The sequence below is a fragment of the Stenotrophomonas sp. 220_Sma genome, assembly GCF_056487375.1.
In genome coordinates this window covers 648,812-674,830 of sequence record NZ_CM151348.1, presented here as the reverse complement: position 1 = coordinate 674,830, position 26,019 = coordinate 648,812, and the positions used below count along the sequence as shown (strand labels likewise).

Here is a 26,019-nt window from a genome sequence, read left to right as displayed (position 1 = left end):
GGTGGATCAGTGCCCTGTGTTGGCGGACTTGCGGCGGCGCACCTGGGTAACGCGGGCGGCCAGCAGCGCGAACACGATCACGCCGACCAGCAGCAGCAACCAGACCATGTGCCGTTCCCACTTCGATTGCGGATTGCCGTCCTGCGCGATACGCGTGCCATAGGGATCCTGGCGGTCGAATTCGCGCACGGCATCACTGCCGTCGAGCACGGCGAGATCACCGCGCAGCAGCCGGAACGGTGCGCCGAATGACGGTCCCTGTGCGCCCAGGTCGCTGTACAGCACGCCGAGCTGGCCGCCGGAGGTGCCGACCTGCACCACCGCGGCACGATCCAACCCGCTGACATCCAGCAGCGGCTGCGGCTTCCCGCCGATCAGCAGGTGCCCATCCTTCAGGCCGGCCACACCGACACCCGATGGCGCCACACCGAATGCCAGCCACGGTGCGCCCGGGCTGACCGCCGCACCGGCATCGACCACCTTCAGTTCCGACGCCTCCAGCGAGGCACCCACTGCACTGGCCACCGCAATCACCTTGCGCAGCGATGCCGGTGCATCCTGCAGCCACGTGGCCGGCACGAACACCTGGTTGCCGCGCGACAGCTGACTGCTGGCGCCGACGAAATCACTGCCCAGCGACCGCTTGGCCAGGGTCAGGTGGCTGCTGGGCAGGATCGAGACCGGATAGGCGGTGGCGGGATCGTGGCAATAAGGTCGTGCCGGCTGGCGCAGGAAGCTGACGCGGATCTCGTTGCGCGCCGACAGCGCGTAGGCCGGCACCTTGGCCACCAGCCGTTGCGGCTGGCCATTGGCCGACAACACCTTGCCGCCCAGCAGGTAATCGTTGAAATGGATCGTGGCCACCGCGCCCTGCCCGGCGGCGTTGGGCGCCGCCGAGACATCGATCACCACTTCCTCGGGCAGGCGCCCATCGGCCGACAGCGCGCCGAGGTCGAAACTCGCGCTGCGGTCGACGCGGGTGACGACATCCATCGTACCGGCGATGTTGCCGAGCCGGCTCAACAGCACCTGGTCACCGTCGAGCTTCGGCGCTCCCGCTTGGCTGACCTGCAGGCTGCGGCCCAGCGCGTAGCTGCGCCACTGTTCGGCAAACAACCCGGCGACCTTGCCTGCCGCCGCCGGGTCGACCACCAGCGTCGGGCGCCCGGCAACAGCGACCACGCTGACCGAGGCGTTGGCCGCGGGCTTTTCCAGGCCACCCATATCGGTACCGCGCCATGCGGCGAAGGCAGTGCCCGCATCGGCACCCGTAGCGGCAACCTGCACGGCCAGCGCGTCCAGTGCCGCGCGTACGCCGGTCCGCAACGCATCGCTGCCGATCATCACGTCAGCGGCCAAGGGCCCACTGTCACGCAACGACAGCAGCGCCCCCACTTCGGCCAGGTCCTTGATCGCATGCGCACGCTCGCCCCTCGCCAGCGCAGCGTAGGCCGGCACGCCCTGCAGGCTGGCCGGAATGCTGATGCCGGTCAGGTCGACACTGTCACCGACCTTGGGCAGCGCCACCACCTGCACCTGCTTGCCACCGCCCTGCAACGCGGTACCGATGCGCCAGGCGGCGTCGTAGGCCGGCGCCTGCAGCGCCTTGCCATCCACCAGCAGCCGCACCTGCGGTGGCAGCGCGCCCCAGGCCTTGGCCACGGTATCCACGGCGCGGCCGTCGAAGCGGTAGCTGAAACGCGAGTCCGGCGACAGCCGCAACACGTTGGCCGGCGCGCTCTGGTCGGCACATTGGTAGTCGGAGACGATCGACCACCAGCCGACGCCGACCCGCACGAAGCCGTTCTGGCGAGGTTCGCCATCAATGGCCAGCAGCTGGCTGGCGTCGCCCTGCGCATCGGTGATCGAGCGCGCGGCGATTGGATCGCCATCGACCGACCACAGGCCGGAAGTGCGCCCGGCGTGGCCGCGCACATAGCGCCCGTCCAGCTGCAGCTGCGCATCGCGGGTGGCGACGCCGGCCGGCACCGGCAGGTAGACCTCGCGCTGGCTCTCCTGCCCGCTGAGCACCAGCGGTTGGCGGAAACCGAGTTCACGCAGGGTCATCTGCCGGTTGACCGTGCTGTCGCCGCTCCATTCGGCGAATTGGCCGGCGACGCTGTCGGCGGCATGGGCACTGGCAACCACGCCCGACAGGACGAACGCGGCGGCGGATGCAAACAGGGGAGAGCGGCCGGTCTGGGTCATGGCGTCACTTCGCGTGGATGGGAGTGGGCGGCACCGCTGTTGCGGAGGCCGGGCGAGAATTCGGGAAGGGGCGTGCCACGCAGGGCGGCGACGATGCGCGCGCTGGCACGGCCATCGCCGTAGGGGCTGGCGTCGGGATCGAAGCGGGTCGGGTGCGGTGGTTGTGCCAGTGCCGCGTTGACCGCCTCGACAATGCGCGAGGGCCTGGTGCCGACCAGCGTCACCACTCCGGCCTCGACCGCCTCCGGGCGTTCGGTGACGTCGCGCATGACCAGCACGGGCTTGGCCAGCGCAGGCGCTTCTTCCTGCACGCCACCGGAGTCGGTGAGGATGACGTCGGCGCGCTGCATCAGGCGCACGAAGCGCAGGTAGTCCTGCGGCGGCACCAGGTGCACGTTGTCGAGATGGCCGAGGTGGGCGTTGACCGGGCCCTGCACGTTCGGGTTGAGATGCACCGGGTACAGCACCTGCAGGTCCGGCCGCCGCGCCAGTTCGGCCAGCGCACGGCAGATGTCCTCGAAGCCCTGGCCGAAACTCTCGCGGCGATGGCCGGTGACCAGCAGCAGGCGACGATCGGGGTCAAGCATGTGGAAGGGTTCGTCAGCCCGCGCACGCAGCGCCGGGTCGGCATCCCGCCGCTCTACGGTCTGCTGCAGGGCATCGATGACGGTATTGCCGGTGACCAGGATCTGCCCGCCCAGGTGTTCACCGGCCAGGTTGGCGCGCGAGCTGGGCGTGGGCGCGTACAGCTGGTGGCCGACCACATCGATCACCCGCCGGTTCATTTCCTCCGGCCACGGCCGGTTGATGTCGCCGGTGCGCAGGCCGGCCTCGACGTGACCGATCGGAATGCGGTGGTGGAACGCGGCCAGTGCGGCGGTCATCGCCGTGGTGGTATCGCCGTGCACCAGTACCCGGTCCGGGCGAACCTGCGTGTAGAGCGCGTCAAGCCGTTCGAACAGCTTGGAACACAGGCCATTGAGCGTCTGGTTGGGCACCATGACATCGAGGTCATGGTCGGCGGTGATCGCGAACAGCGACATCACCTGGTCCAGCATCGCCCGGTGCTGGCCGGTGATGCAGACCACCGATTCGATGTCCGCAGCCTCCGCCAAGGCCCTTACCAGCGGCCCCATCTTGATCGCTTCCGGTCGCGTGCCGAACACCGACAGGACCTTCATCGCAGCGCTCCGAAAGGCCGGCGCGAGGGAATGCCAGGAGCTGTAGCCACGTCTGGATCCTTTCGGCGTTCCCGTCCAACACCCGCAGGCAGGAGACGGTCACCTCATGAGGAAACTCCAAAATCGCGACGTACATCACATTCGAATGATGGTACGCGCGTCGTGGCATTGATCTTCATCGTTGGAAGATCAAGACGCAGTCAACGCCGCCCGTGGAACGGGCGACGTTGCGGTGGAACGCAGCAGTGGCGCGGCCTGCGGCCGCCTTACTCGTACTGGATGGTGAAGGTGGCCTGGCCGTTTGCGACACCTGCACCCACCGTGCCGGCCTGGGTCTGCACGTAACGCGCACGCAGCGGCAAGGTCATCGTGCTGGTGCCGGGCGTGGTGGTACCGACGTTGACGGTCTGGCCGAAACGCACTTCGCGCTCGGTGCTGCCATCACGCTGGACCATCTGGATGCCGATGCGGGTGGCACTGTTGGTGGCCGCGCTGAGCTTCAGCACGCCCGGCATGTTCGAGCTGTCCTGGTCGGCGTCGAGGCGGATGCCGATCTTGCTCTGGTAGGCAGCAACGTTGCTGCCCTGGCAGTTCAGGCGGATCTCGAAATCGCGATCTACAGCCTTGGAACCGACACCGGTGAACGTGGTGTTGGGCACGCTACCGAAATCGACGGCAATGTTGCGACTGCCCGCCTGCACTTCGCAGGTCGGGCTGACCACGGTGGTGCCCGAGCCCCTGAAGGTCGAGGTCAATACCGGGCGGCCAGTACCATCGCCGTCGTAGTAGTAGGTGGTGAACCGGCCATTCGGCGCAATGATGCCGGAGCCGGTCTGCGCCGCGGTCTTGATCAGCTCGACACGGAAGCGACCGCCATTGAGCGATATATTGGCAGGGCCGCGCAAATTGAGAGTATGTGGGTAGTAGGTCTGGATATCCCCAGAATCGCGATAGACGCGAATACCCACCCCAGCCACATCGGTGGCATAAACGTTGCTGAACCCCGGAACCGGCGTCTGCTGTGCAGCATTGACGAAGCGGCCACTGGCATTGCCGCCCCAGCCATCACAGCGGGCGATACTGTTCCGCTGATTGATGGTCACGATCAACTCTTTGATCACTCCACCCACAGCGAGATTGGGCAGGATCACGATCTGCCCCATATCCATCTGAACATCCTGCGCAACGAAGCCGGATTGGGTGATGTAGCAACTGGCGAACGCCGGACTGGCGAAGGCGACGCCACCGAGCATGGCCATCGCGGCCAGCGCCTTGCGGCCACGGGAAGAAATCATCGGCATGCTGCCTCCAGCGGGATGAAGCCGGTCTTGGACGCATCGGCGCCTGCCGGAACCTGGTAATCGACGGTGCAGCGCTGGTCGGCGCCGGCGCCCCACTCCACCAGCAGGCTGCCCTGGTTCTTGTCACTGCGCACGTACAGGCGGCCGCCCTGGCTGACCATGCCCACCGGCTGGCCCTGCTCGTCCTTGACCTGCGCACCGAACGGCATGGTGCGGCCATCGGTGTTGCGCACCTGGATCAGCAGCGCGTTGCCCTTGCGGGTATCGAAGCGCAGGTAGCTGATGGCACCGGCGAACGGCGCGATCGACTGGCTGGTGCTTTCCAGCTCGACGTCGTGGGCCATGCCCTGCGGATCGAGGGTGACGGTATTGAGGCGGTACGGCGACACGTACGGGACCACCGCGTAGCCGCGGCCGTCGACGCGCAGGCCCGGGGCGTTGCTGACGATCGCATCGCGTGCGCCCGGCGCTTCGACCAGCACCATGGTGTCGCCACGCTGCGGGGTGAAGGTGAAGCCGCCCGGATGCACCACCACGCTGCCGTTGGCACCGACCGACGCCTGGCGGAAATCGCGCGAGTGGCTGTAGGTCGCGTTCAACGCGCTGTAGCGGCTGCGGTATTCCGCACTGCCCACCGCGGTGGTGCCACCTTCGCGGGAGTCGGACAGCGCCACACCGTAGCTGAAGTTGTTGTCGATGCCGGTCGAACCGGTGATGCCAACGCGGCTGTTGTCGTAGCCACCGCGCTCGCGCACGCCGAGGTCGGCGCTGAACGACACCGGGTGCGAACCACGACCCAGCGGCACGCTCATCGACAGCAGGTACTGGGTATCGGAACGGCCGAGCACGCCCTCTTCGGTGCGCAGCGCCGAGAAGCCGTAGTTCACCGAACGCCAGGCGTTGTTGTAGCCCACCTGATACTGCTTGGAGGTGCCGGGGCGGTCGTAGAAGTCACGCACCGAGCCGGTCACGTACAGCGCGCCGCCGCGACGGCCCAGCGGCTGGTTCAGCGTTACCTGGAACTGGCTGCGCTGACGGCCACGGGTGGTCGGATCGATGCCGCGCTTGTCCGAATCACGGCCATACAGCGCGTCCTGCAGGCTGTAGAAGCCTTCGGTCGAATAACGGTAGGCGGCCAGGGTCAGGTTGGTCCCGGTCTCGCCGATCATGTTGCTGTAGCTCAAGCGCACGCTGGCACCGGTGTGGTTGCCGTAGTGGTCGAACGTCGTACGTGCGTGGGTGACGTCGGCGGCGAACGCGCCAACCGGCGTGGACAGGCCGACGCCGTACAGCAGCGACAGGTAGCCGTCGCTCAGTGCACTGCCGCCGTACAGCGTCAGCTGGTTGCCGATACCGCGCTGGTAGGTGCCCTGCACCAGCCACGGCTCATCGGCCAGCAGCTTGTTGCGCACCTGGCCGGCGGTCAGCGAGTAACGCGACACGCCTTCGCGCAGCATCTGCGGCACCGAACCGAACGGAACCTTGAATTCGCGGCGGCGGCCATCGGCCTCGATCACGCTCACTTCCAGGTCGCCGCCGTAGCCGGTCGGGTACAGGTCGTCGATGACGAAGCTGCCCGGCGACACGGTGGAGGAGTAGATCAGCTGCTCGTTCTGGCGCACTTCGATGCGTGCGTTGGTCTCGGCGATGCCGCGCACGACCGGCGCGTAACCGCGCAGCGAATCGGGCAGCATGCGGTCGTCGCTGGCCAGGCTGGCACCGCGGTAACCGATCGAGTCGAACAGTTCACCGGTGGTGTAGGCCTCACCGATGGTGAGCATGCCGCGCACCTGCGGGATGCCGCGCTGTGCATAGGTGGCGATGCTCTGCCAATGGCGGCCATCGCCCTCGGACCAGGTCAGGTTCGAATCGTGGCGGAACTGCCAGCCACCCAGGTTCATGCCGGCGTTGAGGCCGAGGTAGGCACTGCGGTTGCGCTGGCCACCTTCGACACGGCTGTCGCTGTCGATGGCATTGAAGCTGTAGCCGACGAAGCCGGCATTGATGCCGCGGTCCCACAGCGCCGGGTTGACGTAGCCGCGTGCCTCACGGCGCAGGAACACCTGCGGGATGCTCAGGTCGTAGCGCAGGTTGCCGCTGTCATAGACACCATAGGCATTGGCCATGCGCTGCTGGACCGGCACGCAGCTGGTCTTGTCGGTCGGCACGGACGGATCCTGCTGCAGCAGCACGGCTTCGCTGTCCACGCCCATTTCTTCCAGCATCGGCAGCGGCAGGCAGGCGTCGACACGGCCCTGCGCATCGGCCTTGAACTGCAGATCGCGACGGCCCTGCCAGGCACCGTTGACGTAGACGTCGACGCGGTAGTTGCCGGCCACCATTGGGTTGCCGTTGCTGAAGGCCGCCAGATCGACCTGCTTGGCCTGGCCAGACAGGAAGCTGGAGTTGAACTGGGCCGATTCCGGTGCACGCGCATTGGCCGCACCACTCTGCGCCATCAGCGCCTGTTCGCCGAGATTGGCCGGGGCAGCCAGCGCCCATCCTGGGCAGGCCACGCCAGCAACCAACAGGCAAAGCGCCTGATGGATCGACAATGTCAATCTGTTTCCGATCACACTGACATTCCTTCAATTCGCCGCACAGCGGCGGTGGCGGGATGCGCAGGCCCAAGGCCGGCGCGGCGCGTTCAGCCCCCGGTGCTGCCGAGGCGGATGGTGTGTTCCACCCGGCCGCCGTAGTCGTTGATGGTGATGAAGCGGACCTGGTCGGTGCCCGCCGGTGCGGCGAACTCCAGGCTCTGCTTCGGCGCGACCATCGCGCCCTTGTCCTCGACGGCCTTTTCACTGCTGCCGGTCACGGCATGTACTTCGGCCAGAGTGACGTGGAAGGGGCTCGGGTTTTCCACCCGCAGACGGTCGCCCGTGCGGGTCCAGCGCAGCGCTGCCGGCGCGTCGTTGGCGACGCCCTTCAGGCCCTGCGGCCGGTAGAAAAGCTTCAGGCGCGAACGGAACGCGACCTGCAGGTAATTCTGTTCGCCGCTGTCGGCGTTGTCCGGGGACGGCGGAACATCCAGCACGTTGAGCCAGAACACCGACTCGCGGTCGGTCGGCAGCTGCGCGCCGGAGAAAATCAGTCGCAGCGCCTGGCTGCGGCCCGGCTCGACGCGCGCGATCGGCGGCGTCAGCACGAACGGGGCATCGCTGGTATCGGCAGTCTGGTTGGCGTCGCCGCTGTCGATCCAGGCCTGCACCAGCGCCGGCGAATCGCCCACGTTGTCGACCTGCACGGTGACTTCGCGCGCCTGCGCCGGATAGATCACTCGCGTGCCATTGACCACCACGCCGGCCAGAGCGTTCTGGCAGAAGGGCAGCGTGAACGCTGCCAGCAGCAGCGCCCGGGGAAAGAATGCTTTCATCGGAAGTACTACGCTCGAGGTATGTGGCCAGGGGCCGCGATGCACTGGCCGGCGCGTACGCCGGCCAGTGCGGGTACGACTACGATCAGTTGTAGATGATCGTGTACTTGACGCTGCTGGTGACGTCGCCCGGGGTGGCGGCGGCAGTGGCGTAGTACTCAGCGTAGTAGTTCAGATCGGCCGAGCCGTCGGTGCCGACGGTGACCCACTGCGAGTTGGTCTGGGGCTGGCCAGCGCCGGCGGCCTTGATCGCCAGGACCTGGTTGTTCGAGCCCAGCAGCTGCAGCTGCACGTTGGTGGCAGCGTTGGCCGAAGCCTGGTTCAGCAGGCGGCCGGTGTTGAAGTCAACGGTCGAACCCGGCTCGAAGTAGGTCGCGACGTTGCCGGCGCTGCACTTGGTCAGGTTGATGGCGAACGGGGTGCGACCGGCAACGTTACCGGCGACAGCCAGGGTGTTCTTGGACACGGTCGGCAGGTTGACGGAGAAGTCCTTGCCGCCCGGGGTCGAGATGGTGCAGGTCTTGTCGGTCACCTTGCCGTTGAAGGTGATGGTGCCGTCGGCGGCGTTGGCGGCCAGCGGAGCGGCGGCCAGCATCAGAGCGGCGATGATATTGATCTTGTGCATTCGCTTTTACCTAACCCTACTGAAGAGATGAGAAGTAGAGGAGGAAGCAAGGAGCACTGCCGGGCTATCAAGACCCATCCTTGCGTCTCACCTGTGGCCGGACTCGGACATACCTTCCCCTGAATCCGTGACGCAAGTATAGGCACAACTGTGATGAAAGTCTCATTATTTTTCTGAACGCCAATTCATTGACGCCTCAAATGTGACGTGGTAGGCGGAATGAGAGCCCGGCGGGCGTGGGGGATTTGACGGCAAGGCGATCAGGTCACAAACGACCCTGCATGACGCTTCCCGTGGCGCGTTCGGCATGCGCGAAAACAGGCTTTTTTCAGGTGGAAATCGCCTTATTTGATGCGCATCACTCTTTCTTGGTGATGGCCCTAGCAGATTCGGATTTGTCCTATTAAAGACGGATCGAACCTGTCGCTAACTAGGACACACCGAACCAGAGAACGTGTCATGAGGAACTCCATTCTGCTGTGTGTGGCCCTGATGTCCGTCAGTGCGCTGGCCCAGGCCAGCAGCGGCAGCATCCGTTTCAGCGGCCGTATCGCCGAGCCGGGCTGCACGACGAACCTGTCCCAGGGTGAGCTGAGCCTGGCCGCCTGCCCGCCCTCGGCCAAGGGCTCGACGGTGGCCGTGACGGCGCTGGCCGATGGCCAGGCCGCGACGCTGCGCGACGGCAAGCGCCAGGGCCAGAAGCTGTCGGTGTCGGCCAGCGCGATGCGCGCCGGCGATATCGCCTTCTCCGAGCGTTACAGCGTGCAGGCTTCGAAGCAGCAGCCGCTGCAGGGCGCCTACCTGGTGGTGGTCGACTACCTGTAAGCCGACGTGTTTACGCCGGCGGCAGCTCGAAGACCTGGCGCAGATAGGCCAGGTAGCCCGGGTCGTCGCACATGCTCTTGCCCGGCGAATCGCTGAGCTTGGCCACCGGCTGGCCGTTGCAGCGGACCATCTTGATGACGATGTTGAGCGGCGTTGGCCCCAGATCATTGGTCAGGTGGGTGCCGACGCCGAAGGCGACCTGGCAGCGACCACGGAAGTAGTCGTACAGGCGCATCACCTTGGCGACGTCGAGCCCATCGCTGAACACCAGCACTTTGCTGCGTGCATCCACCCGGCGCTGCTGGAAGTGGGCCAGCATGCGGTCGCCCCAGTCGAACGGATCGCCGGAGTCATGGCGGACGCCGTCGAACAGCTTGCAGAAGTACATGTCGAAGTCGCGCAGGAACGCATCCAGGCCGACCACGTCGGACAGCGCGATTCCGAGATCACCGCGATACTCGCGTGCCCACGATTCCAGTGCCGCCACCTGCGAATCGCGCAGGCGTGGGCCCAGCGCCTGGAATGCCTGCAGGTACTCATGGGCCATGGTGCCGTGCGGGGTCATGCCGTACAGGCGGGCGAAGTGCACGTTGCTGGTGCCGACCAGCTGCGGGCCGAGCGCATCGCGCAGCAGCGGCAGCAGACGGGCATGCCAGTCACGCGAGTAGCGGCGGCGGCTGCCGTAGTCGGCGATGCGGCACTGCTCGAACCCCGGGGTATCACGCAGCAGCGCGGCCTTGGCCTGCAGGCGGCGCTCGCCCTCGGCGAAGTCGGCGGTGGTGGTGTTGCGGAACCAGACTTCGTTGATGATCGCCAGCAGCGGCACTTCGAACAGGATGGTGTGCAGCCAGGGCCCGGTGATGTCCAGTTCGATCTCGCCGGGCACGGTCTTCGATGCGCGCAGCTGGATGTACTTGCGGTCGAGGTGGAACAGGCCGAGGAAATCGGCGAAGTCCGGCTTCACGAAGCGCAGGCCACGCATGTAGTCCAGCTCCGCGTCGCTGAAACGCAGGCTGCACAGGTGGTCGATCTCTTCGTCGATCTGGTCGATGTAATGGGCCAGGTCGATGCCGGGCGTGCGGCACTTGAACCGGTACTGCACCTGGGCGCCGGGGTGCTGGTGGAGCACCGCCTGCATCATGGTGAACTTGTACAGGTCGGTGTCGAGCAGGGACTGGATGATAGGCATGGGGCGGATTATGCGCCCGGCAGGGTGAACCGGGGTGCCTGCGGCCACACTCAGCTCACGGGAAACAACATTGGTAGATCCACGCCATGCGTGGATGCTCTTGCGGCGCTACAGCGCCTTGCGCAGCAGCTTCGGCACCAGCATCAGCGCGTGCGCCCAGATCGCGCCCCACACCGCTACCCGCACCGGCAGCGAACGCTGCCTGGCCTCGAACTTCTGGAAATAGCGCCACAGGCCCTTGTGCTTGTGCCATTCCACGAAGAACGGCCGCGAGCGGCTGGAGACGCCACGAACGTGGGTGACCTTCAGGTCATTGGCGATCGCCACCACTGCTCCGGCTTCGCGTGCACGCCGGCACAGGTCCAGGTCTTCGGCATGCAGGCGATAGCCGGCGTCCCAACCTCCGATGCAGTCGAACAATGCACGCGGCATCATCAGCAGCGCACCGGACAGCGCCGGCACCCGCTGCAGCGCCTGCTGCGGGTCACGCGGCACCGCCAGCTTCGAGCCCTTGCCCGGCGAGCGCAGCATCATCAGGAAATCCGGGTCGCGGCGGCGCACGGCTTCGTCGGCATGGCCCTGCTCGTCCACCTGCTCGACACCGAGCAGGCAGTCGCCCAGTCCTTCCGCGCGGCTGCGCAGTGCGGCCAACGTCTCCGGTTCGACCATCAGGTCCGGGTTGATGAAGGCCAGCCATGGACTGTGCGAATCGGCCACGCCCTGGTTGTTGGCGGCGGCAAAGCCGGGATTGTCCGGATTGCCGACGAAACGCACGCGCGGGTCGTGGCTGGCATGGCGCTGCACGATATCCAGCGTGCCATCCATCGAGCCATTGTCGATCACCCGGATCTCGGCCACGTCCTGCGCCTGGCGCAGACGCGAGAGGCAGGCGTCGATGGTGCTGCCGCTCTGGTAGGTGACGACGATGGCGGCAATGGCAACATTCAAGCAGGAGGCTCCGGCGCGGAAGACGAGACGAACAGGTCACCCTGTTCCTTCGGCATTATCGCCTGCCGCATGCGCTGCTGCAGATCGGCACGCAGGCCATGCAGCGGATCGTGCATGAGGAAGTCAGCCAACCGTGGCACCCACCCCGGCCAGCGCGCGGCCAGGGCCTCGAGATCGCCATCACGGCTGACCGCCTCCCCTGCCCGGCTGACGAAGGCGGTCTCGCACAGCACGTTGCGCCATCCCAGGCCAGCCATGCGCAGGCTCAGGTCCACCAGTGCCGCGTTCCAGCCGGCGTAGCTGTCCACGTCCAGGCCGCCGGCGCGGCGACGCGCGTTGCCGCGCACCAGTACCGCGTGGGTGACCGCCGAGGGCAGCTCCGGATGCAGCACCGGCAGCGTGGCACAGGTGTGTGCCAGCAGCGCCGGGTCCTGCGGTTCGGGATTGATTTCGCCCAGCCGCGGCCATGCAGCGGTTTCGCCGGCATTGCACCACGGGGTTGCGGTGGCGATGGCGGCGTCGCGGGCGAAGGCATCCTGCAGCTGCTGCAGCCAGCCCGGCGCGGGCACGCTGTCCGGCGCCAGCACCGCCACGTCCATGCCCTCGCAGGCGCGCAGCATCTCATCCAGATGGGCGACCTCGCCCAACGGCCGCGCGCGGCGGGTATATTCGGCCTGCAGTGGCGTATGCGCCAACCAATGCTCCACCACCGCCTGCGCACGCGGGCCGGTCTGCGCGTCATCGGCCAGCCAGACCGCGGTTCCCGGCGCAGTGCCGGCATCCAGCGCGGCCAGGCAGCGGTCGAGCGCGGCATCGTCCACGCACAGCGGCAACAACACGATCGCCCCCATCCCGCCTCCGTGGTTGTCGGTAGCCACAGCCTAGCACCGGGAGGGTATCGGCCGGGTTGCACCCGGCACCCGCAGAGGCCAGAGGCCAGAGCCAGAGCCGAAGCAACAGCCGGAGCAAAAGCTGGGTTCCTGGGGGATGGCGGGGTGGGTCCGGTTGCGGGGGACGCTGCAAGTCCCCCTCCGGGGCCCGGCCCAGCCGCTGGCGGCTGTGCGTTCGGGCGCTTGCGAAGCAATGCTTCGCAAGCAAAGCGCCCTCACCCATGTAAGCTCGGTCGCCGCTTGCTCGTGTGCGCTGTCCTGCGCACACGGCAAGACCGGGGTTGGGCGTCCTGCCCAACCCGCCCGAGGCATGCCTCGGGCCCATGCGGCTCACGCCCCCACAACCGGACCCACCCCGCCTTCGACAGATCTCTGCGATCTGCAGTAGATCCACGCCATGCGTGGATGAATCTCCATCGGAATCGAATATTTCGAATTGGAATCGAAATGCATCCACGCATGGCGTGGATCCAGCGTGTCGACCAAGGTCGACACCTACCAACAGCAGCAGGAAACTGTCGAAGGCGGGGCACTGTGGGTTTGCGGGGTGTGAGCCGCATGGATGCGGCGACCAAGCCTCCATGGACGGATTTACGGCGTCCCCGCAAACCCACAGTGCCCCGCCACCCCTCAGTAAACCAGCTGTTGCTGTTGCTGTTGCTGTTGCTGTTGCTCTGACCTCTGCGGGTGCCGGGCGCAGCCCGGCCGTAACCCCCTTACTTCTTTGCGCGCGGCTGGTTCAGCGGTTCCATCGCGCGGAAGCGCTGGCTGTACTCGTCGGTCAGGGTGCGTGCCTCCTGCCCGTTGCGCACGATGCTCGGCGTCAGCAGCACGATCACCTCCGAACGACGGCTGGTGCGGCTCTTCTGCCCGAACAGTGCGCCCACCACCGGAATCCGGCTCAGGCCGGGGATGCCGCTGCTGCCATCGGTGGCCGTGTCGGTGATCAGGCCGGCCAGCATGATGGTGTCCCCGCTCTGCACCGCCGCTTCGGTCGACAGCTTCTTGGTGGAAATACGCGGGTTGCAGTTGCGCTCCGTCGGATTGCAATTGTCCGGCACGTTGGAGGCACTGCTCACTTCCTGCACGATGTCGAGGAACACGGTGCCATCACGGGTCACGCGCGGCCGCACCTTCAGGATCACGCCGGTGTCGATGTACTGCACCGAGCTGTAGGTGCCGGCGCCGATACCGGTGTTCACCGTGGTGGTGTTGATCGGCACCTTGTCGCCTACGTTGAGCGTGGCCTCGGCGTTGTTGCGCACGAACACCGAGGGGGTCTGCAGCAGGCGCACATCGGTGACCTTGTCCAGCGCGCTCACCACCGCCGCGCCATTGTGGCCGGTGAACGCCCAGCCCAGGCCTTCGCCACCGGTCGCGGCACCGGCGAAGCTGCTCCAGGAACCGCCGGCGGCGGGCGGCAGGGTCACGCCGGCCAATGCGCCGGTCAGCGCGCGCCCGGCCACCGCGTTGTCGAAGAACCAGTTCACGCCGTACTTCAGATCGCCATCCAGCGCGACCTCAGCCACCTGCGCTTCGATATGCACCTGCAGCGGCATCACGTCCAGCTTCTCGATCACTTCGCGGATCGAACGCCAGGCCTGCGGGGTCGAGCGCACCAGCAGGGTGTTGGTTTCCTCCACCGCCGACACGCCCACGCGATCGCCTTCCACTTCCAGGCTGACGCTGACGTTGCCGGACTGGCGCTGCGGCAGGTTCATGCTGCCGTTGCCGGTGCCACTGGAACCACTGCCCGGCGTCGAACCGAAATTGCTGCTGTTGTTGCTGTCCATGCCACGATCACCGTCGCTGCCCAGCTGCGACGGCATTGCACCCGGTGCCAGCGAGGCCGGGCTGGAGCCGCCGCGATTGCCGCTGCTGGCGAAGGCTTCACTGAGGCGTTCGGCCAGATCGCGCGCCTTGATGTAGCGCAGCTCATAGGAGAACAGGCGGGCGCTGCCACCGGCGGTGTCGATGCGGTCCAGCCACTGCTGGATCTGGTCCAGGTAACGCACCTGCGGGGTGATCACCAGCACCGCGTTGGCGTTTTCCAGCGGCAGGAAGCGGAACATGCCGGCGCTGGGCGTCTTGCTCTCCTCGCCGAACACCTTCTCCAGGTCGGCGGCCACCTGCTCGGCCTTGCCGGACTGGATCGGGAACACGCCCACCGACATGCCCGACAGCCAGTCGACATCGAAGATCTCGACGGTGCGCATGTAGTTTTCCAGCTCGGCGCGGGTACCGCCCAGGGTGATCACGTTGCGGCCGCTGTCGACGTTGACGATGGCGTTGGGGCGCGCGTACGGCTCCAGCACCTTCTTCATTTCAGTTGCGGAGATGAACTGCAGCGGGATCACCCGTACCTCGAAGCCACGCGCGCTGGCTGCCGGCGCCGTGCTCGGCGCGACAGTGCCGGCCAATGCCTGATCGGCGGCGACGATGTTGTAGCGGCCGCCGCTGTAGACCATGCGGGCATTGTTCCAGCCCAGCACCATCTCCAGCAGGTTCAACGCCTGCGCCGGCGACACCGGCTTGGGCGTGGCCAGGGTGACTGTGCCCTGCACCCCCGGTGCGATCACGTAGTTCTGGCCCAGCATGTCACCGAGGATGGCCTTGACCACCGCATGCACCGATTCGCCTTCGAAATTGAAGGTTGCTTCACCGGTGCTGGCGCCATGCAGTGCCGGAGCCGGTGCGCGTGCTGCTTCGCGGTTGATCATGGTGCCGGTGCCACGGCGGATCACCGCCTGCGGAGCGCCCTGGGCGTCACGGGCAGCATCAGCGGCGACTTCGGCCGCCTGGCCGGCCTCGGCAGTGGGCGACAGATTGCCCTTGCGCTGCACATGCGGTGCGGACACGGTGCTGCAGCCGACCAGCAGCGCGAGGGCAAAGGACCAGGGAAGGAAACGCAGGCTCATGCATTCACTCTATCGGTTGGTGCCATCGCCCGGGGGCGGCGACGGTTGTTGCTGCTGTTGTTGTTGCTGCAGCTGGCGGCGACGGGCCTGGATGCGTTCGCGGATGGCCTGCATCTGCGCTTCGCTGGGGCCGTTGTTGTTGGCAGGCGGTGTGGCGGCCGCCGCAGCCGAGGATGCTGGCGCACTGCCAGCAGGCGACGGCGATGCGGTTGCCGCAGCCGGCAGCGGTGCCGGCGGAGCGCCTGCCGGTGGCGGCACAACGATCGCACCGGCCGGTGGCGCACCGTTGGCGCCGCGCAGCACGGTCGGCGGTTCCCCCCCCTGCCCGTTGAATACCGCCAGTTCCAGCACCTGGTTGCCACCGGGGCCGATCACGGTGGCCTGGCGCGGCTGCAGTGCGACCAGCTGCCAGCCGTCGACGGCTTCACCGTTGAGGCGCAGGCGCAGCGAGCGGTTCTGTTCGGTGGTGAAGGTGGCCATGCCGAAGTCGCCGGTCAGCAGCACGCCGGTCAGGCGCAGCGCGGCGCTGGCGGCGGGCTCGCTGCCGCCGAGCAGGTAGGGCTTCGGCCTGCGGTCCTCGGCGAACAGCGGTCGCTCGCCGATCGCGCTGTAGCTTTCGGCGCTGGCCATGCGTTCTGCGGCCAACGGCGGCAGCACCGGCAACGAAGGCACCGCATCGGCATCACCGTCCGCACCTGGCAGCTGGCTGCCCAGACCGAAGCCGGTGGCCAGCCAGACCGCTGCCGCCCAGCCGGCCAGTGCCAGCAGGAAGCCGGTGCGCAGGCTGATCTGCTCAAGCTTCATCGGCCACCTCCTGCCCTTCTTCCGGCGCAGCCGGTGCGGCGGCCGGTGAAGGTGTGGCCGAAGGCGGTTGCGGCGCCGCGCCCGGTTCGGCTGCAGGTGCCGGCGCAGCGCCATCGGCCGCAGCACCGGGCAGCAGGTAACCGGCCAGTTCGAACGACACGTCCAGGCCGAGCCCGGACTCGTTGGGCGACTGCTGGAAGCGCTGCGCGATCAGGTTGAGGTTGTCGACGAACAGGCGCGGGCTGCCGGTTTCCAGGCTGTGCAGCACCGTGGCCAGTTCGGCCACACCGCAACGCAGGCGCACCTGCATGGCCACGCGCACGAATTCGGCGTCACGGCGGTTGTCGGTCAGTGGCGTACGGTTGCTGATGGTGCAGCTGCGGTTGCCCGGGCTGGCCATCGCCACCGCATCCTGCAGCTTCGCGCCCAGCGCAGCGGCCGCAGCTTCGGCGGTGGCTTCGCGCAGGAAGCCCGGCCGCTGCTGCAGTGCCTCGCGGGTGGCGCGCAGGCGCTGTTCGATCTGCGGCTGCTGCTGCAGCTGCGCCTGCACGCGCTGCTCGCGCTCGCGCAGGGCGGCCACGTCGGCGTCGATTTCGCGCAGTGGCTGGGTGAACCAGGGGTGCACCAGCAGCAGGTACGCCAGGCCCAGCACTGCCAGCAGCAGCGCCAGTGCCAGCCAGCGGTCACGGCGTGCGCTTGGCATCGGCATCGGCCGCCTCCCGGGTCGGGGCCGCAGCCGGCAACGGCTGCAGTTCGGCGGTCATGGTGAAGCGGTCACGGCCACTGGCGGCGCCATCGGCCTGCAGTACGCCGGTCAGATTGACCTTGCGCCACTGCGGTGCGTCCTGCAGCAGCTGCACCAGCTGCGAGGCCTCGCGGCTCAGGCCGATCAGCTGCAGGTTGTTGTTCTCGATGGCCAGCTTTTCCAGGTAGGTGCCCTCCGGCAGGCGCCGGGTCAGTTCATTCCAGATTTCCACCGTTCCGGCGCGCTGGCTGCGCTGCTTTTCCAGGAATGCGGCACCATCGATCAGCGCCTGCAGCTGCGCGCGTTCGCTGGCGACACCACGCGCACTGCGTGCACTGCGCTCGACCTGCGCACGCAGTTCGTCGGCGGCGGCGCGGCGGTTGTCGAGCAGCTGCAGGGCCGCCAGCACCAGCATCACCAGCGCGGCCACGGCCAGCAGCACATTCCAGCGCCGCGTCGGGTCTGCCCGCAGCTGGCGCTGCCCCGGTGGCAGCAGATTCACCTGCAGGGGTTCACCCTCGGTGTCGATGGCATCGACACCGGCCAGTGCATCGGCCCATTCGCCCACGCTGGCCCGCCACGCCTCAAGCTGGCGCAGTGGCCAGGCGATCAGTTCGACCTGCAGCTGGCCCTCGGCGGCGCCCCCGAGTTCACGCACGTCATAGCTGACCTGGCTGGATTCGAACGGCGTCTGGCGGTCGATCTCGAAACCGACCACGGCGCGCAGCCGGTCGGCCGCAGCCGCAGGCAGGCGCAGATGACGACGCAGTACCTCGCTGGCCGGCAGCAGCCACACCCGCGGCAGGCTGCGCAGTCGCGGTTCCAGCACGCGGTCCAGTTCGGCCGGCGACAGCGGCCATGGCACGCTGGCAACTGCTTCGCGGCGTTCTCCGGCCTCTCGCCAGACCTGCAGCTGCTCACCCTGGCGCTGCAGCAGCAGGCGCGCCTGTGCCCAGCCCAGTGCCCACTGCCAACGTGCCGGCACCCAGGCCAGCAGCGATTGCCGCCACCAGCGCAGGAAACGGCCGGCGCCAGGGCCGATCCGGCCCTGCACCTGCCGCACACTGTCCTGCCATGCCGTCATCTTGCTGTCATTCCCTGCTCCCAGCGAAGCACTGTGTAGGACCGCCCGGGAACCCCGCCCGAGCCATTGCGTACCACTGCCTGCAACACCGACCGGCGTCCACTGCCGTCGGTTGCACGAGACTCGATACTATAGGTGCCGCTGCTGCTGGCAAGCGTTGTCGCACCGCCAGCGGTATCTGCGTCACGCTCCTGCTGTGCGCGCTGCGCCAGCACGGTATCCGCATCCAGGCCCAGTGCGGTCAGCACCGGCGCGCTGGCGAACTGGGGATCCGGGCGTGCCTGGCGGCTGTACAGGGTCAGGTGCGGCAGCATGGCCTTGTACAGCGGGCCGCGCATGCCCAGTACCCGCTGCAGTTCACCGAGCGTCTCGAAACGCTTGTTGCGTGGGCCATACGGCAACCCCGCCGCCGCATAGTCCGGGGCTTCGGCACCGCCGCCCGGCTGCAGCAGGCTGTCTTCATCACGCCAGTCGACAATGGCACCGGCCAGCTGCCGGGCTGCCCCTTCGTCTTCGCCGAGCGCCTTGAGGAACGCGGTCAGCAAGGTCACGTCGGCCAGGTTCAGGTTGATCTTGCCGTTCTCGTCCAGCACCTTGATTTCGATGCTGGCGTCATCGAACTGCCAGCGGTAGGTTCGGCCATCAGCGCGCCAGGGCGCCCGCAGCGGATCGGCGGACAGGCGCAGCAGCGCGTACTCCAGGCCGGCGCGCGCCCGTTCCTGGCCGCGTGCATCGTCATCCAGCACCCGCTGCTGCAGATGCTCGACCCGTGCGCTCAGCGCGAACGCACCGACCAGCGCGGTCATCAATGCGATCAACCACAGCACCAGTACCAGTGCCGCACCGCGTTGCCGGTTCATCGCGCGCCTCCGCTGCCACCGTTGCGCGGCGCCACCACCAGCGTCGGCCAGGGCGCGCCCCTGGCCGGGACGATCTTGATCTCCACCAGCATCGGCAGGCGGCGGGTATCGTCCCAGCGCGGCATCCAGTCGCTCACCTGGCCGGTACTGGCATCGATGCCGCGATAGCGCAGTTGTACCGACTTCAGGTTTTCCACCAGCACTTCCGGCGGGCGCGGCGGGTTCTCGGCGATGCGCTCGCCTTCCTGCAGCAGCACCAGGTCCAGCAGCAGGCGCTGCTGGCCATCGCGGCCGTCCACCTGCAGCGCGTGCAGGTAGGGTCCGCCGCGGCCGAGGTAGCCCGGCAGATCGGCGGCGAACAACATGCGCTGCTCTTCGCCCTGGAAGAAGATCGGTTCGCGGGTGGGATCGGGTACTTCCAGCGGCGTGCGCAGCGCACCGGCCAGCTGCCGCCGCAACAGCGACTGCACCGCGCGCATGCGCTCACTCTCGGCCGCGATCTGCTCGCCACGCTGGCTGACCGCCATTGCCGAGCGGACGCTGGCGAACGCCAGCGCCAGGCCACCGGCCAGCAGCACCGTGGCCAGCATCACTTCAACCAGCGTGAAACCCGCGGCGCGGCGCTTCATCGCGCGCTCTCCAGGTCCGGCGGCAGCAGGCGCAGGCTGCGCCAGCGCAGCTGCTCGCGTTCGCTGTCGCCCCAACGCACCTGCAGCTGCAGTTCGGCCAGCCAGGGGGCACCGGCCGACTGTGACTGCACGGCGTTGCCGGCACGTGGCTCCACCCACGGCTGCACCTGCAGCTCCCAGTGGTAGCGTCCCTGTTCCCAGTCGCCCTGCTGGCTACCCACCTGCAGTGGCGTGGCGACACCGGTTTCGGCCAGCAGCGACTGCGCATGCAGTATCGCGCGCGTGCGCAGCTCGGCCTCGCGCACCTGCCTGGCACCACCGGACAGACTGCCCAGCAGCAGGGTCAGCGCCAGCCCGAGCAGGGCAAAGGCGATGATCACTTCAAGCAGGGTGAAGCCGCGAACGTGCCGCTTCATTGTGCCCGCCAGGGGCCGGAGCGGACCTCACCGGTCAGCCAGCCCACGTCGATGCGCCATTCGGCATCGTCACGCTGCAGCCGGATGCGGCCACCGCTGGAGCCACCATCGGGATGGAACTCGATCACGCCCTGCCCTGGCGCGGTGGCCAGCTGCGCGGCGCCTTCGAACTGCACCTGCAGCTGTGCCGGCACGTCACCATGGCGCTGGTTGGCGCCTTCCCAGCGCCGCTTTGCCGGTTCGATGACAAAGCGCTGCGGCTCGCCGCGGGCGATCGCCTGCGCGCGTACCACCCGCAGCTGGTTGGCGATGTCCTTGCCGGCGCTGCGCAGCTGCATGCCGGCGAAGCCGCGCGACAGGCCGGCGGCGGTAATCAGGCCGATCGCTGCGATCAGCGCGATCACCAGCAGCATTTCCAGCAGCGACAGGCCCGCTGCGCGCCTGCCGTGCAGGCGCGGGCGAGGCAGCCGGCGCGGCAGGAAATACGTCATGCAGGATTACGGCTGGTAGCGGATGTCGGCATCGACGCTGCTGCCGCCGGCCTTTCCATCCTTGCCGAGGCTGATCAGCTCGTACGGCTGGCCTTCGCCCGGCGCACGGTACTCCAGCGCGTGGCCCCACGGGTCGTTCAGGTCAGCCGGCTTGGCATACGGCCCCAGCCAGCCACCGACACCCGCCGGTGCGGTCACCAGATCGTTGAGCGAGCCGGGCAGCTTGCCGGTATCGATCTGGTAATTGTCGACCTTGGACGCAACGGTCTGCACCTGCGCCTTGGCGATGTTGGCCTTGCCGCGATCGGCGCCGCCCAGCACGCGGCTGGCGACCAGGGTCAGCACCGCACCGATCAGCACGATGACGATGATGATTTCCAGCAGGCTCATGCCCGACTGGTTGCGCGCGGCGGTGAAGGAAAGGCGGATCGGTCGACGGGAAGCAATCATGGTCGGTCCTTTCAGTTGCGGAGTGTCGGGGTTGCGTAGGGATCCATCGTCAACCGATGGCATTGGTCAGGTCGTACAGCGGCACCAGCACGGCAACGATCACCGCACCGACCACCGAGGCCAGCACCAGGGTGATCGCCGGCACCATCGCCGCCAGCAGGCGGTCGATGCGCCGGGCGCTGTCCTGCTCGAAGGTATCGGCCGCTTTCAGCAGCATGGTATCGAGTGCACCGGATTCCTCGCCGACCTGGATCATCTGCAGCGCCAGGCGCGGGAAACGCTTGCCGCGCGACAGCGCCAGCGACAGGCCGGTACCGTTCTTCACTTCATCCGCGGCGGCTTCCACATCGGCGGCCAGCGCGCGGTTGCCCAGCACGTTGCGGGCGATGCCCAAGGCACCCAGCAGCGGCACGCCATTGCGCAGCAGCGTGCCCAGCGTGCGGGCCAGCCGCGCGGTTTCCAGTTCACCGAGCAGGCGGCCAATGCCGCGACGCTGCAGCAGCCAGCCATCCAGCGCCAGCCGGAAGGCTGGTTGCCGCGCCTTGCGTTCGAAGAACAGCGCAAGTATCCCTGGCACCACCAGCAGCAACACCCACCAGTCGCGCACGAACAGGCCCAGCTGCAGCACCGCGTTGGTGAACCACGGCAGCGCCACATCCAGGCTCTCGTACATCTGCGCGAACTGCGGCACCACGTAGCCGAGCAGGAACAGCAGCGCGCCGCCCACCACCACCAGCAGGATGGCCGGGTACACCAGCGCGTTGATCACCTTGCCCTGCAGCGCGCGGCTGCGTTCGAGGTAGTCGGCCAGGCGCTGCAGGGTTTCGTGCAGGCTGCCGCCGGCTTCACCGGCCCGCACCATGTTCACGTACAGGCGCGAGAACAACCCATGCTGGCGCTCCAGTGCGGTCGACAGCGGCGCGCCACCGCGCACCACATCGCGGATGTCGGTGATCGCGCGGCGCGAGCGTTCGTCTTCGGGCAACCCGAGCAGGATCGACAGCGCGCGATCCAGCGGCTGGCCTGCACCGAGCAGTGTCGCCAGCTGCTGGGTGAACTGCAGCAATGCCGCGCCCTGCAGCGGCCGTTGGCGGAACAGGTTGCGCCAGGTACTGCCACCGATCGCACCGCCATCGGCCAGCTGGGTCTCCATCGGCAGATGGCCCTGGTCCTGCAGGCGCGCGACCAGCTCGGCCTCGCTTGCCGCTTCCATCTGCCCGTCGAAGATCTCGCCGTGCGGATTCAGTGCCTTGTAACGGTAGGTCGGCATGTCAGCCCCGGCGTCCTGCGCGCATCAGCTTTCCTCGGTGACGCGCAGGACTTCCTCGATGGTCGTCTGACCACTGAGGGCCTTGGACAGGCCATCTTCGTACATCGTGCGCATACCGGCTTCGCGGGCAATGCGTTCGATCTCGCCCATGCCGTCGCGGCGCATCACCGCGCGCCGTAGCGCGTCGTTCATCACCAGGAATTCCATGATGGTGGTCCGGCCGAGGTAACCGGTCGGCGCCAGCGCGGAGGGCTTCGGGCGGTACAGGTAGATCGGTCCTTCCGGCTGCAGGCGGCGCAGCTCGAAGCGTTCGATCTCTTCCGGCGAGGCTTCATAGCGCTCGGCATGGGTCGGCTCCAGCCGACGCACCAGGCGCTGGGCCAGGATGCCGTTGATGGTGGAGGTGAGCAGATAGTCTTCCACGCCCATGTCGAGCAGGCGGGTGATGCCGCCGGCTGCGTTGTTGGTATGCAGGGTGGACAGCACCAGGTGGCCGGTCAGCGCCGACTGGATCGCGATGCGCGCGGTTTCCAGGTCGCGCATTTCGCCGATCATGATGATGTCCGGGTCCTGGCGCACGATGCTGCGCAGGGCGTTGGCGAAGTCGAGGCCGATCTGCGGCTTGGCCTGGATCTGGTTGATGCCTTCGATCTGGTATTCCACCGGGTCTTCGACCGTGATGATCTTGACGTCGGCAGTGTTCAGCTGGCTCAGCGCGGTGTACAGCGTGGTGGTCTTGCCTGAACCGGTCGGGCCGGTCACCAGCAGGATGCCGTGCGGCTGTTCCAGCACCTTGCGGAACTGCGGCAGGAAGGCGTCAGTGAAACCGAGACGATGGAAATCGAACACCACCGTTTCGCGGTCCAGCAATCGCATCACCACGCTTTCGCCGTGCGCGGTCGGCACCGTGCTCACGCGCAGGTCCAGCTCCTTGCCCTGCACGCGCAGCATGATGCGGCCGTCCTGCGGCAGGCGGCGCTCGGCGATGTTGAGCCGGGCCATGATCTTGATGCGGCTGATCACCGCAGCAGTGAGGTTGGCCGGCGGGCTTTCGCCTTCCACCAGCACGCCATCGACGCGGTAACGCACCTTCAACCGGCTTTCGAACGGTTCGACATGGATGTCCGAAGCGCGCAGTTCCACCGCGCGCTGGATCACCAGGTTGACCAGGCGGATCACCGGCGCTTCCGAGGCGAGGTCACGCAGATGCTCGATGTCATCGACCGCACCGCCCTCGCCATCGGCGGTTTCGACGATCGCGCCCATCGCGCTGCGGCCCTGGCCGAACCAGCGTTCGACCAGGTCATCAATTTCTGCGCGCATGCCCAGCACCGGTGTCACCGGTACACCCAGTGCCAGCTGCACGGCCTGCTGCGGATAAGGATCATGGGCATCGGCCAGCCACAGCCGGACCCCCTGTTCATCCAGCGCGAGCGGGCAGACATGGAACTGCTTGAGGAAGCGCAGCGACAACGGCAAGCCTTCCGCCAGCCCTTGTGGCGGTGCTTCCGGCAGCTGTTTGCCTTCCAGCAGCGGCAGCCCCAGCACTTCGGCGCTGGCCTGGGCCTGGTCACGCTCGGAGACCAGCCCCAGCCGCACCAGCAGGCCCAGCAGGCTGCCGCCGGCCTCTGCGTGCAGCGGCCGCGCACGTGCCAGATCGCCTTCCTTCAGCCGGCCGCGCGCCAGCAGCGCATCCAGGATGCGGCCTTCAGCGTCGTCGGCAGCGGCGGTAGCAGCAAGCGCGTTCACATGACTCTCCTGTCAATCGGCTCGACTTTAACAGTTAAGCCATGATTTCCGCCGCCCCTGCGCCACCTTTCGTAAAAAGACGAAGCCCGTCACATGGGATGACGGGCTTCGGCCATTCAACTACGACAGTTCAAGCTTACTGCGTGGCGAGAATGCTCACCCCGTTGTAGGCCGCTTCACCCACCACCTTGATGTAGTAGGTGGCCGCCACCGGCTTGGTCACCCGCACCGTCTCGGAGGTGCCCGGACGGGTCGACTTGGCGTCGTTGTCGCTGGCACTGGGCTCACGGCCTTCAGCCACGTAGACCGAAACGTTGCCGGTGCCACCGTAGGTGATCACGCTGAACTGCTTGCCGGCAGCCGCTTCGAAGCTGTAGAGCTTGCTGCTGCCGGCCGCACCGGACAGGCCACCGACGGCAGCCTTGTTGGTCAGCGGCGTGGCCACCGGCCCGCAGTTCTCGGTGCACGGTTCTTCCAGTGCCTTGGCCAGCGCGGCCTTGGCATCGAGGATGCCGGTACCGATCGGCGTGGCTGCCGGGATGGCGACCGGGAACGGACGTGCGGTTTCCTTCAGCAGGGTACGCATCGCGGCCGGGGTCAGCGGATCCTTGCCCTTGGCGATCAGCGCGCTCTGCACCAGTGCAGCAACGGCGGCCACATGCGGCGAGGCCATCGAGGTACCGCCCATGCCCATGTAACCCGGCGTGCCCGATTCCGGCGTGGTCGCCGCATTGGAGCCGGTCTGCCAGATGTAGCCACCCGGGTTGCCGTCGACACTGCCGCCGCCACCCGGACCGGACAGGTCCACGCGGGTGCCATAGTTTGAGTAGTAGGTGATGCCACCGGTGATGCGCGTGGCACCCACGGTCACCACGCCTTCGCAGCTGGCCGGACGGTACTTGGACGCGTTGTCGGTCTCATTGCCGGCCGCCACCACCACCGTGGTACCGCGCGAGATGGCGCCGTTGATGGCGTCCTGGTAGGTGCTGCCGCAGGCGCCGCTGCCGCCCAGGCTCATGTTGATGATCTCGGCCGGGTTGGTGTTGGCCGGGATGCCGGTCACCGTGCCACCCGATGCCCAGACCACCGCGTCGGCGATGTCGGACAGGTAGCCGCCGCACTTGCCCAGCACGCGCACCGGCAGCACCTTGGCCTTGTAGGCGACACCGGCCATGCCGACGCCGTTGTTGGTCTGTTCGGCCACGGTGCCGGCGACGTGGGTGCCGTGCCAGGAACTGTCCTCTGCCAGCGAGCCGTCATAGCACTCGTTGTCGTTCTCGACCCAGTCACCGTAGTCCTGCGCACCCGGCACACGATCGTTGGTCGGGCGCCGCGAGGTCTCCGCATCGCTGATGAAGTCGTAACCCTCCAGCAGGTTGCCGACCAGGTCCGGATGCTGCGGCAGGATGCCGGTATCGATCACCGCCACCACGATGCCCTCACCCTGCGAGACATCCCATGCCGCCGGTGCGTTGATGCCGCCGACGGCGTTGTGCAGGTGCCACTGGTTCTGCTGGTAGAAGGGATCGTTCGGCACCAGCGCCGGCTGTACGTCGCCGGCACGCAGCTCGGTGCGGCGCAGCTTGACGTCGGCTTCGGCGTACTGCACCGACGGGTCGGCCTGCAGTTCCTTCAGCACACGCTGCAGTTCGGCCGGGGCCAGGCGGCCCTGCACGCGGATCAGGTCCGCACCGGTAGCGAGCTTGCGTACCACCTGCGGGCCGAGGGTACTGGCACGTGAGGTACCGCCGGACAGGCTGGCCCGGGTCAGCGCCGACTGCACGGTGGACAGCTTCGCCGAGCGGTCGGTGGCGGCGGCAGCGCCGGCCCGGTACTTGACGATGATGCGCTCGGCGCCCGGCTGGGCGGTGCTGGCCTGGCGCACCGGTTCGCGGGTCGGCAGGCCGGCGGCGTGGACGGCACCGACGGCCGTCATCGACAGCACGGCGGCGGCAAGCACATTGATGCGAAGGTTCTGCTTCTTGATCACGTCGAATTCCTCTTCTGGGTCATGGATCGAACCAACACTGCGGCCATCATTCCTTGACGACTCCCGGCCG

At 67.5% G+C, this 26,019-nt stretch carries 22 protein-coding genes; 1 reads left to right on the top strand and 21 read right to left on the bottom strand.

The window, feature by feature from the left end; translation table 11 throughout:
* Positions 1–6: 6 nt before the first annotated feature.
* From ACZLIB_RS03130 to ACZLIB_RS03105, 6 genes are all read right to left on the bottom strand, one after another.
* Positions 7–2,208 carry a hypothetical protein gene (locus ACZLIB_RS03130; RefSeq protein WP_478469151.1) on the bottom strand — a complete coding sequence of 734 codons (2,202 nt, stop codon included), beginning with the start codon at positions 2,206–2,208 and terminating at the stop codon, positions 7–9.
* Positions 2,205–3,389 carry a non-hydrolyzing UDP-N-acetylglucosamine 2-epimerase gene (gene wecB / locus ACZLIB_RS03125; RefSeq protein ID WP_478469150.1) on the bottom strand — a complete coding sequence of 395 codons (1,185 nt, stop codon included), beginning with the start codon at positions 3,387–3,389 and terminating at the stop codon, positions 2,205–2,207. The genes ACZLIB_RS03130 and wecB overlap by 4 nt, the downstream gene beginning before the upstream one ends.
* A gap of 266 nt (positions 3,390–3,655) precedes the next feature.
* Complete coding sequence (locus ACZLIB_RS03120; RefSeq protein WP_197611149.1) at positions 3,656–4,690, bottom strand: fimbrial protein; 1,035 nt, start codon at positions 4,688–4,690, stop codon at positions 3,656–3,658.
* Positions 4,681–7,245: a fimbria/pilus outer membrane usher protein gene (locus ACZLIB_RS03115; RefSeq protein WP_100437862.1), complete on the bottom strand. Its 2,565-nt coding sequence runs from the start codon at positions 7,243–7,245 to the stop codon at positions 4,681–4,683. The genes ACZLIB_RS03120 and ACZLIB_RS03115 overlap by 10 nt, the downstream gene beginning before the upstream one ends.
* A 92-nt stretch (positions 7,246–7,337) precedes the next feature.
* Complete coding sequence (locus ACZLIB_RS03110) at positions 7,338–8,066, bottom strand: fimbrial biogenesis chaperone (protein WP_032128056.1); 729 nt, start codon at positions 8,064–8,066, stop codon at positions 7,338–7,340.
* A gap of 85 nt (positions 8,067–8,151) precedes the next feature.
* Positions 8,152–8,691 (bottom strand): fimbrial protein, encoded by a 540-nt coding sequence (locus ACZLIB_RS03105; RefSeq protein WP_164079772.1) that lies wholly within the window; start codon positions 8,689–8,691, stop codon positions 8,152–8,154.
* A 459-nt stretch (positions 8,692–9,150) separates the two neighbouring features.
* On the opposite strand from ACZLIB_RS03105, the gene ACZLIB_RS03100 reads away from it, so the two are divergent.
* Positions 9,151–9,516, top strand: coding sequence for a hypothetical protein (locus tag ACZLIB_RS03100; RefSeq protein ID WP_014645902.1), 366 nt, complete (start codon positions 9,151–9,153; stop codon positions 9,514–9,516).
* Between the two features lie 10 nt (positions 9,517–9,526).
* On the opposite strand, the gene pncB is transcribed toward ACZLIB_RS03100, so the two are convergent.
* The 15 genes from pncB to ACZLIB_RS03025 form a co-directional block, all read right to left on the bottom strand.
* The gene (gene pncB, locus ACZLIB_RS03095) at positions 9,527–10,705 is read right to left on the bottom strand and encodes a nicotinate phosphoribosyltransferase (protein WP_164079771.1); all 1,179 of its coding nucleotides are present in this window, start codon (positions 10,703–10,705) and stop codon (positions 9,527–9,529) included.
* Positions 10,706–10,813: 108 nt separating this feature from the next.
* The gene (locus ACZLIB_RS03090) at positions 10,814–11,653 is read right to left on the bottom strand and encodes a glycosyltransferase family 2 protein (protein WP_478469148.1); all 840 of its coding nucleotides are present in this window, start codon (positions 11,651–11,653) and stop codon (positions 10,814–10,816) included.
* Positions 11,650–12,504 carry a glycosyltransferase family 2 protein gene (locus ACZLIB_RS03085; protein WP_478469146.1) on the bottom strand — a complete coding sequence of 285 codons (855 nt, stop codon included), beginning with the start codon at positions 12,502–12,504 and terminating at the stop codon, positions 11,650–11,652. Before ACZLIB_RS03085 ends, ACZLIB_RS03090 begins: the two co-directional genes overlap by 4 nt.
* A 755-nt stretch (positions 12,505–13,259) precedes the next feature.
* The gene (gene gspD, locus ACZLIB_RS03080) at positions 13,260–15,461 is read right to left on the bottom strand and encodes a type II secretion system secretin GspD (protein WP_478469144.1); all 2,202 of its coding nucleotides are present in this window, start codon (positions 15,459–15,461) and stop codon (positions 13,260–13,262) included.
* A 9-nt stretch (positions 15,462–15,470) separates the two neighbouring features.
* Positions 15,471–16,265 carry a hypothetical protein gene (locus tag ACZLIB_RS03075; protein WP_478469142.1) on the bottom strand — a complete coding sequence of 265 codons (795 nt, stop codon included), beginning with the start codon at positions 16,263–16,265 and terminating at the stop codon, positions 15,471–15,473.
* Entirely contained in the window at positions 16,255–16,974 is a 720-nt protein-coding gene (gene gspM, locus ACZLIB_RS03070) for a type II secretion system protein GspM (RefSeq protein WP_049424965.1), read from the bottom strand. The genes ACZLIB_RS03075 and gspM overlap by 11 nt, the downstream gene beginning before the upstream one ends.
* Positions 16,949–18,094, bottom strand: coding sequence for a PilN domain-containing protein (locus tag ACZLIB_RS03065; RefSeq protein ID WP_032130128.1), 1,146 nt, complete (start codon positions 18,092–18,094; stop codon positions 16,949–16,951). The genes gspM and ACZLIB_RS03065 overlap by 26 nt, the downstream gene beginning before the upstream one ends.
* Positions 18,091–18,954 (bottom strand): type II secretion system minor pseudopilin, encoded by an 864-nt coding sequence (locus ACZLIB_RS03060; RefSeq protein WP_049398127.1) that lies wholly within the window; start codon positions 18,952–18,954, stop codon positions 18,091–18,093. The genes ACZLIB_RS03065 and ACZLIB_RS03060 overlap by 4 nt, the downstream gene beginning before the upstream one ends.
* On the bottom strand, positions 18,951–19,583 hold the full coding sequence (locus tag ACZLIB_RS03055) for a type II secretion system protein J (protein ID WP_032130130.1): 633 nt from the start codon (positions 19,581–19,583) through the stop codon (positions 18,951–18,953). Before ACZLIB_RS03055 ends, ACZLIB_RS03060 begins: the two co-directional genes overlap by 4 nt.
* Positions 19,580–19,999 carry a type II secretion system protein XpsI gene (xpsI, locus tag ACZLIB_RS03050; RefSeq protein WP_032130131.1) on the bottom strand — a complete coding sequence of 140 codons (420 nt, stop codon included), beginning with the start codon at positions 19,997–19,999 and terminating at the stop codon, positions 19,580–19,582. Before xpsI ends, ACZLIB_RS03055 begins: the two co-directional genes overlap by 4 nt.
* Positions 19,996–20,490, bottom strand: coding sequence for a type II secretion system protein XpsH (xpsH, locus tag ACZLIB_RS03045; RefSeq protein WP_032130132.1), 495 nt, complete (start codon positions 20,488–20,490; stop codon positions 19,996–19,998). The genes xpsI and xpsH overlap by 4 nt, the downstream gene beginning before the upstream one ends.
* A 6-nt stretch (positions 20,491–20,496) precedes the next feature.
* Positions 20,497–20,940, bottom strand: a complete 444-nt coding sequence (gene gspG, locus ACZLIB_RS03040; protein ID WP_004142831.1) for a type II secretion system major pseudopilin GspG — start codon at positions 20,938–20,940, stop codon at positions 20,497–20,499.
* A gap of 49 nt (positions 20,941–20,989) precedes the next feature.
* Positions 20,990–22,210, bottom strand: a complete 1,221-nt coding sequence (gene xpsF / locus ACZLIB_RS03035) for a type II secretion system protein XpsF (RefSeq protein ID WP_032130133.1) — start codon at positions 22,208–22,210, stop codon at positions 20,990–20,992.
* Positions 22,211–22,234: 24 nt separating this feature from the next.
* Entirely contained in the window at positions 22,235–23,959 is a 1,725-nt protein-coding gene (gene gspE / locus ACZLIB_RS03030) for a type II secretion system ATPase GspE (protein WP_032130134.1), read from the bottom strand.
* 136 nt (positions 23,960–24,095) lie between these two features.
* A complete protein-coding gene (locus ACZLIB_RS03025; RefSeq protein ID WP_049398129.1) occupies positions 24,096–25,949 on the bottom strand; it encodes a S8 family peptidase in 1,854 nt (617 codons plus the stop codon).
* Positions 25,950–26,019 lie beyond the last annotated feature (70 nt).

Bases quoted from the DNA above. Each gene is read 5' to 3' on its own strand.
- ACZLIB_RS03100 (WP_014645902.1), top strand. From the start codon at position 9,151: ATGAGGAACTCCATTCTGCTGTGTGTGGCCCTGATGTCCGTCAGTGCG.
- ACZLIB_RS03065 (WP_032130128.1), bottom strand. From the start codon at position 18,094: ATGACGGCATGGCAGGACAGTGTGCGGCAGGTGCAGGGCCGGATCGGC.
- ACZLIB_RS03105 (WP_164079772.1), bottom strand. From the start codon at position 8,691: ATGCACAAGATCAATATCATCGCCGCTCTGATGCTGGCCGCCGCTCCG.
- ACZLIB_RS03075 (WP_478469142.1), bottom strand. From the start codon at position 16,265: ATGAAGCTTGAGCAGATCAGCCTGCGCACCGGCTTCCTGCTGGCACTG.
- ACZLIB_RS03110 (WP_032128056.1), bottom strand. From the start codon at position 8,066: ATGAAAGCATTCTTTCCCCGGGCGCTGCTGCTGGCAGCGTTCACGCTG.
- wecB (WP_478469150.1), bottom strand. From the start codon at position 3,389: ATGAAGGTCCTGTCGGTGTTCGGCACGCGACCGGAAGCGATCAAGATG.
- ACZLIB_RS03120 (WP_197611149.1), bottom strand. From the start codon at position 4,690: ATGCCGATGATTTCTTCCCGTGGCCGCAAGGCGCTGGCCGCGATGGCC.
- ACZLIB_RS03085 (WP_478469146.1), bottom strand. From the start codon at position 12,504: ATGGGGGCGATCGTGTTGTTGCCGCTGTGCGTGGACGATGCCGCGCTC.
- pncB (WP_164079771.1), bottom strand. From the start codon at position 10,705: ATGCCTATCATCCAGTCCCTGCTCGACACCGACCTGTACAAGTTCACC.
- gspM (WP_049424965.1), bottom strand. From the start codon at position 16,974: ATGCCGATGCCAAGCGCACGCCGTGACCGCTGGCTGGCACTGGCGCTG.
- xpsI (WP_032130131.1), bottom strand. From the start codon at position 19,999: ATGAAGCGGCACGTTCGCGGCTTCACCCTGCTTGAAGTGATCATCGCC.
- ACZLIB_RS03055 (WP_032130130.1), bottom strand. From the start codon at position 19,583: ATGAAGCGCCGCGCCGCGGGTTTCACGCTGGTTGAAGTGATGCTGGCC.
- xpsH (WP_032130132.1), bottom strand. From the start codon at position 20,490: ATGACGTATTTCCTGCCGCGCCGGCTGCCTCGCCCGCGCCTGCACGGC.
- xpsF (WP_032130133.1), bottom strand. From the start codon at position 22,210: ATGCCGACCTACCGTTACAAGGCACTGAATCCGCACGGCGAGATCTTC.
- ACZLIB_RS03130 (WP_478469151.1), bottom strand. From the start codon at position 2,208: ATGACCCAGACCGGCCGCTCTCCCCTGTTTGCATCCGCCGCCGCGTTC.
- gspG (WP_004142831.1), bottom strand. From the start codon at position 20,940: ATGATTGCTTCCCGTCGACCGATCCGCCTTTCCTTCACCGCCGCGCGC.
- ACZLIB_RS03060 (WP_049398127.1), bottom strand. From the start codon at position 18,954: ATGAACCGGCAACGCGGTGCGGCACTGGTACTGGTGCTGTGGTTGATC.
- gspD (WP_478469144.1), bottom strand. From the start codon at position 15,461: ATGAGCCTGCGTTTCCTTCCCTGGTCCTTTGCCCTCGCGCTGCTGGTC.